Origin of the sequence: Tessaracoccus sp. O5.2 (genome assembly GCF_964266725.1) — a bacterium.
Classification (GTDB): Bacteria; Actinomycetota; Actinomycetes; order Propionibacteriales; family Propionibacteriaceae; genus Arachnia; species Arachnia lapidicapta.
The window spans coordinates 68,602-80,356 of sequence record NZ_CAXWGV010000053.1 but is presented as its reverse complement, the minus strand read 5'-3'; the positions used below and the strand labels follow the sequence as shown (position 1 = coordinate 80,356).

Sequence of the window (11,755 nt, the reverse complement as noted above, 5' to 3'; positions counted from 1 at the left end):
GTCCGCTCGCTGAGGTCGCGCCCGACGGCGGAGCCGTCCGGGCGAGTCTCGAAGCCGACGCCGTAGGCGTCGATCCCCCTGGGTGCGGGTCAGGTGCCGTCGCCCCAGATGGCGGCGGAGCGGTGGATGAGATCGCCCAGGTCCGGCCGGTCGGCGTCGGACAACTCCGTCTCGGGATGGTCGACGTCAGGTGGGTCGGTGTCTGGTGGGACGCCGTCTGGGCAGGGTCGTGCCCCGGCGCGGATCTGTGGGAGTCGGAAGCGGGAGTGTTGCCGTGGTCGTCTGGCCGGGTCGATGTGCCGCGGTGGGGTGAACCACGGCAGCCCGGTCACCGGATCCAGATGCACCTGCCATTGGGAGGTTTCGGATTGGAGTGGGTCGGGTTCCACGAGGCGGTGGTGGTGGGGGCAGAGCAGTACGCCGTTTCCTAGCCGGGTGTCCCCGCCCTGCCACCAGGGGACGATGTGATGCGCTTCACAGCACGCGGGGGTTGCCGAGCAGCCGGGGAACGCGCAGCCCCCGTCGCGCTGCATCAGGGCGGCCCGCAGGGCGGGGGTGAACATGCGGTAGGTGCGGCCGACATCCAGCAGCCGGGATGGTCCGCCGAGCACGACAGGGATGATGCCGGCGTCGCACGCGAGTCGCCGCACTTCGCCGGCTGGCAGGCCGTCGACGTCGTCGAGACCGATCAAGCCGGCCTTGCCGAGGCCGGTGGTGAGGGTGTCGAGGTCGAGGGTGACGTGGACCTGGGGTCGGTCCCCACCATGCGCCGGCAGCGCAGCGCTGGAGGCGGCTTTCTGGGTGAGCAGGACCAGCGCATCCGCCCGGCGCGCGTCCCGGGACGCGGCCTCCCCGGCGGCGGTGTAGGTGGAGGCGTCGGGCAGCAACGCGTCCAGCTGCGCGCTCAGCAGTGCCGCATCCGAGACGGGCAGTTGTCCGGTGATCCGCATCGACCCGTGATAGTCCGGCGCCAGGCGCAGGAACCGACCCCGATGCGCAGCCGCTTCCTCCCGCGCCAGGCGCTTCGCGTCATCGGCATCGGCCTGATCCGGGTCGATGATCTCCACCAGACGAGACGCCAACACCCGCAGCTCCGAGGGGCCCAAGGTGTCGGCGTGGTGCAGGATCTCCTCCTCGCAGCGCGTCAACTCCGCCCGGGTCAATCGCCCGGGCAGCTTCCGCAGACCGGCGACGATGGCGTCGGCCTGCGCCAACGAAATCGAGCCGTCGTTCAAGGCGGCGCCGATCAGCGGGAACCGGTCACCCAGATCCTGCGCGAGCCGGAGACTGGCGGTGGCTTGGGCGGGGGTGGTGCGCACCGACTGCCGCACCCCCTCGATCACACTCTCCGCCGCGGCCAGTTTTGCCTCATGCAGCAGGTGGAGGCGTAAACCGGCGAGCTGCGCCTCGGCCTCGGTGACCGCGGTGACCAGTGTGGCGAGACGCTCGGCCGCGGCGCCCGGATCCTGGGCGAGGGAGCGCGCGGCGTCCCAGAGCGCGGCGAGGTGCCGCTGCCCGAAATCCCGCAAGTCGCTCATGTGCACTATTCTTGCGGAGGCCACTGACAAAAACGCGTCGCCGTCGACCCGATGCCAGGATCTCCTACGACCCGCCCTAGCATTACCGCCCCGCGCATGGTGACCCCGCCCCCGGTCGTTGTCGGAACACGCGTCACTAGTCTCTCCACGCGTGAGCGACGAACGAACGATTGCGATGGCGACACCCGCCGAGATGGCCAGGCTCGTGCAGGACACCATGCTCTATAAAGCACAAGCGACTGTCCCGCGCACTCTGCTGCTCTCCCTGACCGGCGGCGGCTACATCGCGCTCGGTTTCGTGTTCTATGTGACGACGCAGGTCGGCGCCGAGGCACTCCCGTGGGGCGTGGCCAAGTTGCTGGGTGGCGTGGTGTTCAGCGTCGGACTGATCCTGGTCGTCCTGACCGGAGCGGACCTCTTCACGTCCACCACGATGACGCTGATGCTCAAAGCGTCAGGGCATCTGTCCTGGTGGAAGCTCCTCCGGCACTGGGGTCTGGTGTACCTCGGCAATGCGGCGGGAGCCCTGACCATCGTCGCGCTGATGGTTCTCGGTGGCGTCCAGCACAGCGCCGACGGTGCGTGGGGCCAGGTGGTGCTGACCGCCGCGAGCCATAAGCTCGACCACTCTTTCATTGAGGCACTGGCGCTCGGCGTTGCGTGCAATCTGCTCGTGTGCCTGGCGGTGTGGGCGGCGTTCTCCGGGCGGACGACCACCGACAAGATCATGGCCCTCGTCGGCCCAGTGGCGCCGTTCGTCGCCACGGGATTCGAGCACTCGGTCGCCAACATGTTCCTGGTTCCGCTGGCCATCTTCATCCAGTCGGAGTTGGCGTCGGCCGGGTTCGAGCACCCGGGATGGTGGACGTTCCTCACGGCCAACCTGGTCCCGGTGACGCTGGGCAACATCATCGGGGGCGGCCTGATGATCGGGTTGTTCTACTGGCTGGTCTTCCGCGCGAAGCGCGACGCCGGCCGCTGAGAGCCGGGCCACCGCGAAGAGGAGCGCTCGGAGGGTGGTGTCTGAGTGAACGATGCCTGCGGCATCGGCTTCGAGACTCGCCCGGACGGCTTTGCCGTCGGGCGCGACCTCAGCGAGCGGGGTGGCGTCGGCTTCGAGACTCGCCCGGACGGCTCCGCCGTCGGGCGCGACCTCAGCGAACGGGACGCCGCGAACTCAGCGAACGGGACGCCGCGACCTTAGCGAACGATGGGGTCGGGGGATCGACGCCTGCGGCGTCGGCTTCGAGACTCGCCCGGGTGCTGCGCACCGGGCGCGACCTCAGCGAACGAGGCAGGCGCGACCTCAGCGAACGAGGCAGGCGCGACCTCAGCGGGCGGGCAGCCGCGACCTGAGCGAACGACCCGTCACCCGAGGGCGATGTCCAAAGCCCTCCAGTCGATGCCCGACGGCGCCAGCGACAGGACCGACGCCAGCAGACCCTGACGCGCGGCCCGGACCGCCTGGTCCTCGGCGTTGACGAGGATGTCGTCGAAGAAGGTCGCGGCCGCGGCCACCACGGGGGCGGTGCGCTCCAGCACGGCCGGGATCGACTGCGCCTCGGGGGAGCCGTCGACGGCGGCGAACACGGCGTCGTGGAGGGCGACCTCGGCGGGCTCGCTCAACCGCTGCATGTCGAAGCTGGGCGTCACGCCGGCGGGCAGGATGCGGCTGATGCGCACGTTGATGGCCACCAGGTCGCGGAGTTCCTGGCCGTCCTTCGCGGCGTCGAGCTCGGCCAGCAGGCGGGCGGCGCGGCCCGGCGCGTCGGCGGCCGGCAGGATCGCCTGGACCAGCGCGGCGGGCGTGCCCTCGTCGCGCAGCAACTGCGCGAAGCGGCCGATGGTGAACTCCAGCGCCGATTCGACGGCGTCCTCGGCCACGTCGACACCCTGCTCCGCGAGGCGCGCGACGGCGTCCTCCAGCCCGGCGCGGACGGTGAGGCCCTCCAGCGGGGTGCCGGCGGATTCACGCAGGATGCGCACCACGCCCAGCGCGGCGCGGCGCAAGCCGAACGGGTCCGAGGAGCCGGTGGGCTTGGCGCCCAGCGCGAACATGGCGGCCAGCAGGTCGAAGCGGTCGCCCAGCGCCAGCAGCGCGCCCGGCACGGAGGCGGGCACTGCGTCGGCGGAGGTGTGCGGCTGCTCCATCTCGAACAGCGCATCGGCGACGGCCTGGGTCTCGCCCTTGCGCACGGCGTACTCGCGGGCGATGAAGCCGGCCAGGGAGCTCATCTCGACCACCATCTGGGTGGCGAGGTCGAACTTGGCCAGTTGGCCGGCGCGGGTCAGGGTCTCGCGGTCCTCGGCCGTGATCTCCAGGCGGTCCGCGAGCTTGCCGGCGACATCTGCGATGCGGCGCGCCCGCATGCCCACCGATCCGAGGCGGTCCTCGAAGGTGAGCTTGTCCAGGCCCGGCACGAAGGCCTCGGCCCCGCCGTCGGCCTCGAGGTCCGCGTTCCAGAAGAACAGCGCGTCCTCGTAGCGCGCGCGGATCACGGACTCGTTGCCCTTGCGGACGGTGTCGTCGTCACACAGGCCATTGGCCATGGTGACGAAGTGCGGGGCCAGCGCGCCGTCGATGTAGACCGGCAGGTAGCGCTGGTGCTTGCGCATGACGGCGGTGAGGATCTGCTCGGGAAGCTCCAGGTAGCGGGCGTCGAAGTTGCCCAGGACGCCGTGGGGGTCCTCCACCAGGTTGGTGATCTCGTCGATGACGGCAGCCTCGGCGTCCACCTCGATGCTCCCGCCCACGCCGCGGGCGAGGGTCTCTGCCTGCTCCACGACGGAGGCGCGGCGGGCATCGGAGCTGAGCTGGATGTGGCCGGCCTCGATGGTGGGCAGCAATTCTGCGGCGGAGGCCACCGCCACGTGGCCGACGAGCGCGCCGTCGGAGCGCCTGCCGTCCTCCTCGCCCTTCACGGGGCGCTGCAGGTAGGTGGTGCGGCCGGCGGTGAGGCCCGAGACGCTCACGGGCACGACGGCCTCGCCCCACAGGGCCACCAGCCAGCGGATGGCGCGGGAGAACGATAGGTTGGCGTCGTTCCAGCGCATGTTCTTCTCGGCGCGCAGCCCGCCCACGATGGCGGCGATGGTCTCGGCGGCCACGTCGATCACGTGGCGGCCCTCCACCCGCACCGACACGGCGGCGTGCTCGTTGCCGCCGATCTCGGCGCGCACGATCTGGGAGGCATCGGCCTGCTGGCCGCGCATGAAGCCCTCGAGGGCCTTGGTCGGGTTGCCGTCGGCGTCGAACGCGGCGCTCCACTTGGGGCCCTTGCGCAACTGCTCGGCGTCGGGTTCGCGGGCGGCCACGTCGTCGACCACCGCGACGATGCGCCGCGGGGTCCCGTCGACGGTGATGGCGCCGTGGCTGAGGCGGGTGGCGGCCAGCTTCTCGGTGAGCGCGGCGCGCACCGCGTCGACCGTCTGCGGCACCACGTGCGGCGGCAGCTCCTCGACGCCGATCTCGAACGCCAGCGTGCGCGGCGAATCGCCGAGCGCCGCCCGATCCACGGACTCCTCGGCGGCGGGCTCGACTGCCTTCGGCTCGCGCAGCAGCGGGAAGCCCAGCTCCTCGCGGCGCTCGATCCACAGGGCCGCGGTGTCGCGCATGAGGCGGCGCATCGTCGCGAACGCCTTCGCCCGCTCGGTGGTGGAGATGGCGCCGCGCGCGTCGAGCACGTTGAAGGCGTGGCTGGACTTAAGGATGTAGCCGTGCGCGGGCACCGGGAGCCGGGCCTCGACCATGCGCGTCGCCTCCGCGACATAGGTCTCGTACAGCCGCCGGTTGGCCTCGACGTCGGCGTCGTCGAGGTAGTAGCGGCTCATCTCGTACTCCTGCTGGCCGAAGGCCTCGCCGTACGTGACGGGCCGGCCGTCGGAGGCGACGGAGTAGACGATGTCCTTGAAGTGCGTGACGCCCTGCTGGGCCATGAGGATGCGCTCGACGCCGTAGGTCAGCTCCACCGGGATCGGGTCGAGGTTCTGGCCGCCCACCTGCTGGAAGTAGGTGAACTGCGTGATCTCCATCCCGTCGAGCCACACCTCCCACCCCAGGCCCCACGCGCCGATGGCGGGCTGCGCCCAGTTGTCCTCGACGAAGCGCACGTCGTGTTTGGCCAGGTCGATGCCCAGCGCCTCGAGGGAGCCGAGGTACAGCTCCTGCGGGTCGCCCGGCTCGGGCTTGAGGATGACCTGGAACTGCGTGTGCATCTGCAGCCGGTTCGGGTTCTCGCCGTAGCGGGAGTCGTCCGGGCGCACCGACGGCTCGACGTAGGCCACGTCCCACGGCTCAGGGCCCAGGACGCGCAGCACCGTGGCGGGGTTCATCGTCCCCGCGCCGACCTCCGTGTTGAAGGGCTGCCACGTCAGGCACCCCTTCGAGGTCCAGTAGTCGGAGAGGCGGCGGAGGGCGTCTTGCATCGTCAGCACCCCTGCAGGGTACCGAGTCGCGGCCGTGCGGGGCCACCGCCCTGTGCCATGCTGGGGTCACCCGCCGATGGAGGTCAACCACAGCCATGAAGATCCTTGTTCCCGATGCCTACCGCGGAGCGCTGCCGCACATCGACGACGCCGACGTCGTCGTCATCGCGGCGGGGGAGCCGGTGCCCGAGGAGCACGTCGACGCCGAGGTGCTCGTCGTGTGGGGCCAGCCGCTCGACGTCCTCACCGACGCGGCGCGCCGCATGCGCCACCTGAGGCTCGTGCAGGGCCTCCTCGCCGGCCCCGACATCCTCCGAGCCGCCGGATTCGCGCCGGACGTGGCGCTGGCCAGCGGCGTGGGCCTGCACGACGGCCCGGTCGCCGAGCACGCGCTGGCGTTGACGCTGGCGCTGGTGCGCATGCTCCCGCTCGCGATGCGGCGGCAGCGCGAGCACGCGTGGGACGCGGTCCTGGGCGGCGCCATGCTGGAGCGCGCGCACGACGGGCGCGTCATCTCGCTGGAGGGCGCCCAGGTGACGGTGTGGGGGTTCGGGTCCATCGCGTCGCGGCTCGCTCCGCTGCTGCGCGGCATGGGCGCCTGGGTCACCGGCGTCGCCCGCTCGGCCGGGCCACGGCACGGCTTCGACGTCGTCGCCGAGGACTCGCTGCCCGAAGTGCTGGGCCGCACCGACGTCCTCATCATGATCCTGCCCCGCGACGAGTCGACCCACGCCGCCCTCAACGCCAAGCGGCTCGCTCAGCTGAAGCCGTCGGCGCTGGTCGTCAACGTGGGGCGGGGAACCACGGTGGACGAGGACGCGCTGCTGGCGGCGCTGCGGTCCGGCCACGTGGCCGGCGCCGCCCTCGACGTCACGGCGGTCGAGCCGCTGCCCGAGTCGTCACCGCTGTGGGACGAGCCGTCGGTGATCATCACCCCGCACGTCGCCAGCGGGCGGCCGCAGCGCGCCGAGCGCCTCATCGAGGCCAACGTCGCGGCGCTGCGCGAGGGCGGGGACATCACCAACCTCATGGCGCGCTGAGCCGGATTGGCCGCCGGGGCGGGGGACAGGCACGATGGAGTCCATGTCCCAGCCCCGCGTCGACCTGACGAAGTTCGCCTGGCTCTCCATCGCGGCCGCGCTGGCGACCATCGCACTGAAGACGGCCGCCTGGTGGGTGACCGGGTCGGTCGGCCTGCTGTCCGACGCGGCCGAATCGGTGGTCAACCTCATCGCGGCCGTGGTGGCGCTGTTCGCGCTGCGGGTGGCGGCCCGCCCGGCTGACAAGAATCACCACTTCGGCCACTCCAAGGCCGAGTACTTCTCGTCTGCCATCGAGGGCGTCATGATCTTCGTGGCCGCCGCGGCCATCGTCGGCTTCGCCATAGAACGCCTCATCGTGCCGCGGCCGCTGGAGGAGATCGGCATCGGCCTGGTCATCTCGGTCGTCGCGGCGCTCGTCAACGGCGCCGTCGCCTGGGTGCTGCTGCGCGCGGGGCGCCGCTACAACTCCATCACCCTGCGGGCCGACGCCCACCACCTGTTCACCGACCTCGTCACGTCGGCGGGCGTCGTCGTCGGCGTGGTGCTGGTGGGCGTCACGGGCTGGAACTGGCTGGACCCCGTCGTCGCGCTCCTCGTGGGCATCAACATCCTGTGGACCGGGTGGCGGCTCGTCTCCGAGTCGGCCTCGGGGCTCATGGACGAGTCCCTGCCGAAGGAGGACAACGCCCGGCTGCGGCAGATCCTCACCGACCACGAATCCGACGAGGTGCACTTCCACGCCTTCCGCACCCGCATCTCGGGGGCGCGCGCGTTCATGGAGTTCCACATGCTGGTCCCGGGCGCCTGGTCCGTGCAGCGCGGCCACGACGCGATGGAGGACCTCATCGACCTCATCCGCAGCGAGTACACCGAGCTGCGCGTCATCGGCCACCTCGAACCGATCGAGGATCCTCGCAGCTACGAGGACATCCACATCGACTAGGCCCCCTCGGGCGCGTCCTCGGCCAGGCGGTGCGCATGCTCGTGGATGAGGCGCCATACCGCCTTGTCGCGCAGAGGCCGGAAGTGGCCGCCGACGGCGAGGTCGACGTTGGTGGCGCCCGTCAGGTGCGAGCCGTCGGGGATCACCTGGTCCCAGGCCGGGGCCAGTGACACGATGCGCGCGTTGACCGCCAACTCGGCCGCCAGCCCGCCCAAGACCGCGTTCCCCGGTGCAAAGAGGCCCAGCGGCGAGCGGGCCACGAGGCGGTGCAGCCGACGGCCGACGCTCGAGCCGCCGAACGGGGTCGCCACCGCGACCAGCCCGACGGCCAGGTCCTCGTCGCCCTGACGCAGCAGGACCGCCTTCCCGATCAGCCCACCCTTGGAGTGCGCGACCAGGACCACCCGTCGCAGCCCACGCTCCCGCAACACGCCGAGGCAGCGCTCCGCGGACTGGTCGAGGTCTGCGACGTTCCACCCGAGCGTCTCGACGAACTCGACCCGATGCCCGCGCTGCGCGAGCCACCGCGCGAGCGGCGCCAGGTAGCTCCACGGCTCGAGGATGCCGGGCAACAGCACGACGGTGATGTCGGCGCACGCCGGTCCCGGGTCGCTCGCGGACTCGGGGTGCCAGCGACGGCGCGACCAGAGGGCCGCGGCCATGTCCCGCGCCGCGACCGTCCAGTCTCCCGCCGCGTGTCGGGCGCGGCGGAGCTCCGAAGCCAGGCGTGTCGCGCGCGTTGCCGGGAACCTCATGTCGCTCCCGCCCGCTCAGACGCGGTGGGCCGGGGGACCGGGGCGCGTGACCAGCGTCGTCGCCCGCCCGGCGGCGTCGGGGAACTCCGCCAGGTAACGGGCCAGCCAGTCGGCGGCGAAGCCGTCGGCGTCCGCGGTCGGCACCATGGCCCACACGGAGCCGCCGAAGCCGGCGCCGAACCCGGACGCCGCGGGCGCGCCCAGGGCCCGGGCGAGCGCCTGCAGGCGATTGGTCTCGGGGATCTGGTTGCCGAGGGCCTCGTCGGCGGTGCGGTGGGACAGGTCGGCGGCGGCCCCGAAGGCGGCGACGTCCCCCGAGCGCAGCGCGGCCAGGGCGCGCGGGATGGCGACGGTCGACTCGGTGAGGAACGCGCGCAGCCGGTCGGACCACCACTCGTCGTGTTCCGTGATGGCCTCGAGCGCCAGCATCGCGTCCTCCCCGCTGGCGAGGGCGTCGGCCAGCGTGGCGTCCGAGCGGCCCATGACGTCGTTCCACTCGGCGACGATCTCCCGGGCGAGCGCCGAGGCTTCGTTGTAGGCCTCCAGCGCGGCCCCGGTCTTCTCGGCCAGGACGCCCGATACCGCGACGACGAACGACCAGCCCTCGGGCATCGGGACCGAGCCTCGCTCGACGATGGGACAGAAGGAGAACTCACTGAGCCGGCCCTCCCGGCAGCACAGCATCGCCGTGTGGTCCTCGGAGCCGCCGAAGGTCCCGACGCCGCGGCGGCCCTCCAGCGGGCCGAAGCTCAGCCCGTTCTCCATGGTCGCGAGATACCCGGCCAGGTCGATGTCGTCGGCGATGGCGGCGCGCCACTCGTCCCGATCGCGGAGCCCGTTGTGGTCGATCAGCGCCAGCGCGACGGCCACCACGAGCGCCGACGACGAACTCATCCCCGAGGCGAGCGGCAGGTCGGAGTCGACGACCAGGCGCGCCGGGCGCAGCTCGCCGAAGTTGAGGGCCAGGCGGTCGAGCACCGACTGCACGTAGTGTCCCCAATGCCCGGGCGGCAGCGCGGGGGAGGCGCCGGCGGCCAGGCGGAGCTCCCCGGGCAGCGCCGTGGAGGTGGCCGTCACGCCCGAGTCCCCGTCCGACAGACTGACGGTCACCCCGCGGTCGACGGCGGCGAGCAGCGAACTGCCGCCCGCGTAGTCCGTGTGCTTGCCCAGCACCTCCAGCCGGCCGGGCACGAACCACGTCACAGCCGCACCTCGCGGTCCCCGAGGGCCGCAACGACCGACGAGATGTCGCCGCGGCTGGACATGTCGAGAACGCCGACGGCGGCGCGCACCACGCGGTAGGGGTCGCCGTCGGCGATGGCCCGGCGGACGGCGTCGGTGATCTCGTACTCGCCGCGCGCGGACGGCTCGATGGCGCGGGCGGCGGGAAAGATCGCGGGTGAGCAGAGCCAGCAGTTCATCGACACGAGGGCATGGCCGCCGAGGCGGGCGAGCGTGCCGGCGTCCGGCTTCTCGACGAGCTCTGCCAGGTTCCCCTCGGCGTCGACGGTGGCGAGCGCGAACGCGGCGATCCGGTCGGCCGGGATGTTGGACCCGCCCACCAGCGCCGCGCGGTCGAACCCGACCAGCGCCGAGCCGGGAGCGTCGGCCAGCAGCCGCAGCGCCTCGGCGGGGTAGTAGTTGTCGGAGTTGATCACCAGGATCCGGTCCTCGCCGGCGAACTCCTCGGCCGCCAGCACGGCGTCGGCAGTGCCGCGGGCCTCTGCCTGCACCGCGTAGTGGATGGTGACGCGGGAGGTCTCGAGGCCGTCGTAGTAGTCGCGGATCATCCCGTGCTCGGGGCCGATGACGAGGCAGACGTCCGTGAAGCCGGCGTCGGCGAGCGCGGAGATGACGTGGTCGAGGAAGGGGCGGCCCACCGAGATCATGGCCTTGACCCCGGCGTCGGCGGCCCGCGCCTGCGCCGCGTCCAGCGCGACGCCGTCGGCCTCCTTCCGCATGCGGGAGCCCAGACCGCGGGCGAGGATGACTGCCTTACGAGGGGTGTCGACGCTCACAGCGCCAGCGTAGTGCGCCGCGACCCCCGGCGGCCCGGCCGGGGGAGGGCGGCGCGCGAACCGCTCAGCGGACGTGCGTGGCTGCCGTCGTCACGATGATGGCGACGGACACGGCTCCCGGGTCGATGACGCCGACGGACGTGTCCGCCTTCAACGCGGCGCGGCCCCGGCGGGCGACCATGTCGCGGGTGGCGTCGCGGCCGCGCTCGGCGGCGGCGGCGGCCGCCGGCAGCGCTTCGGAGAGGTCCTGGCCAGCCGCGGCGGCGGACTCCAGCGCCCGGACCGCGGGGGCGAGCGCGTCGACCATGGTCTTGTCGCCCTCCCGCGCGCGGCCGCGGATGACGACGGCGTCGAGACCGGCGCGCATGGCGCGCGCGACGCCGGCGGTGGTCACCTGGCTCGGCCAGGCGGCCCCTGTCCGCAGGAAGAAGGTGCCGAACAGCGGGCCCGATGCCCCGCCGACGGTGCTGACCAGGGCCATGCCGACCTTCCGCAGCGCCTCGGCCGCGGTGCGGGTCTCGCTGAGGTCGATGGCGCCGGCCGCCTCGGTCCCGCGGCGCATGTTGGTGCCGTGATCGGCGTCGCCCAGCAGCCGGTCCAGCTCGTCCAACTCATCGGCACGGCGGGCGAACTCGCGCGCGCAGTCGCCCAGCCATGCGGCCACGGCGTTCACTCCACCCATCGGGGTCCTCTCTCGATTCTGGACGACGGCTCAGTCTACGGCCCCGGCGTCGGCGGGGCAGGTGTCCGGGCTGCGCGTCAGCGCAGGCCGCGGAGGAAATCCTCGTCGTCGTCCGGGGCGCTGGGCCCGCGATCCAGCCGCGGGTGGTCCTTGACCGGGCGGCCCAGCAGCAGCCAGGCGACGGGGCCCACGACAGGCACGGCGATGACGGCGAAAGCCCACAGCCAGCGCGGCATCGCACGCACGCGGTAGCCCCGCGACTGCGCCACCTCGACGACGCAGTACACGGTCAGCATCACGATCGCGATGATCAGCAGGACCCGGGCCACTCCGCCATCCTACCCGCGCCGC

Annotated in this window: 10 protein-coding genes; 3 read left to right on the top strand and 7 right to left on the bottom strand. The window is 72.3% G+C overall.

The window, feature by feature from the left end; translation table 11 throughout:
- Positions 1 to 89 precede the first annotated feature (89 nt).
- Positions 90 to 1,538, bottom strand: coding sequence for a DUF222 domain-containing protein (locus ACFQPD_RS12975; protein WP_385901169.1), 1,449 nt, complete (start codon positions 1,536 to 1,538; stop codon positions 90 to 92).
- A gap of 151 nt (positions 1,539 to 1,689) precedes the next feature.
- Here ACFQPD_RS12975 and ACFQPD_RS12970 point away from each other — a divergent pair, with 151 nt between their 5' ends.
- The gene (locus ACFQPD_RS12970; RefSeq protein ID WP_385901167.1) at positions 1,690 to 2,520 is read left to right on the top strand and encodes a formate transporter FocA; all 831 of its coding nucleotides are present in this window, start codon (positions 1,690 to 1,692) and stop codon (positions 2,518 to 2,520) included.
- A gap of 386 nt (positions 2,521 to 2,906) precedes the next feature.
- Here ACFQPD_RS12970 and ACFQPD_RS12965 read toward each other — a convergent pair whose 3' ends face one another.
- Positions 2,907 to 5,963 (bottom strand): glycine--tRNA ligase, encoded by a 3,057-nt coding sequence (locus ACFQPD_RS12965; protein ID WP_385901235.1) that lies wholly within the window; start codon positions 5,961 to 5,963, stop codon positions 2,907 to 2,909.
- 95 nt (positions 5,964 to 6,058) lie between these two features.
- On the opposite strand from ACFQPD_RS12965, the gene ACFQPD_RS12960 reads away from it, so the two are divergent.
- Both ACFQPD_RS12960 and ACFQPD_RS12955 read left to right on the top strand, forming a co-directional pair.
- Complete coding sequence (locus ACFQPD_RS12960; protein WP_385901165.1) at positions 6,059 to 7,003, top strand: NAD(P)-dependent oxidoreductase; 945 nt, start codon at positions 6,059 to 6,061, stop codon at positions 7,001 to 7,003.
- A gap of 34 nt (positions 7,004 to 7,037) precedes the next feature.
- Positions 7,038 to 7,949 (top strand): cation diffusion facilitator family transporter, encoded by a 912-nt coding sequence (locus tag ACFQPD_RS12955; protein ID WP_385901163.1) that lies wholly within the window; start codon positions 7,038 to 7,040, stop codon positions 7,947 to 7,949.
- Here the strand turns inward: ACFQPD_RS12955 and ACFQPD_RS12950 are convergent.
- From ACFQPD_RS12950 to ACFQPD_RS12930, 5 genes are all read right to left on the bottom strand, one after another.
- Positions 7,946 to 8,704, bottom strand: a complete 759-nt coding sequence (locus ACFQPD_RS12950; RefSeq protein ID WP_385901161.1) for an esterase/lipase family protein — start codon at positions 8,702 to 8,704, stop codon at positions 7,946 to 7,948. The two genes, ACFQPD_RS12955 and ACFQPD_RS12950, sit on opposite strands and share 4 nt — an antisense overlap.
- A gap of 15 nt (positions 8,705 to 8,719) precedes the next feature.
- Positions 8,720 to 9,907, bottom strand: coding sequence for a galactokinase family protein (locus ACFQPD_RS12945; RefSeq protein ID WP_385901159.1), 1,188 nt, complete (start codon positions 9,905 to 9,907; stop codon positions 8,720 to 8,722).
- Positions 9,904 to 10,722, bottom strand: coding sequence for a nucleotidyltransferase family protein (locus ACFQPD_RS12940; RefSeq protein ID WP_385901157.1), 819 nt, complete (start codon positions 10,720 to 10,722; stop codon positions 9,904 to 9,906). Before ACFQPD_RS12940 ends, ACFQPD_RS12945 begins: the two co-directional genes overlap by 4 nt.
- A 64-nt stretch (positions 10,723 to 10,786) precedes the next feature.
- A complete protein-coding gene (gene dhaL / locus ACFQPD_RS12935; RefSeq protein ID WP_068752640.1) occupies positions 10,787 to 11,404 on the bottom strand; it encodes a dihydroxyacetone kinase subunit DhaL in 618 nt (205 codons plus the stop codon).
- Positions 11,405 to 11,481: 77 nt separating this feature from the next.
- On the bottom strand, positions 11,482 to 11,733 hold the full coding sequence (locus ACFQPD_RS12930) for a PLD nuclease N-terminal domain-containing protein (protein WP_068752639.1): 252 nt from the start codon (positions 11,731 to 11,733) through the stop codon (positions 11,482 to 11,484).
- Between the last annotated feature and the right edge of the window lie 22 nt (positions 11,734 to 11,755).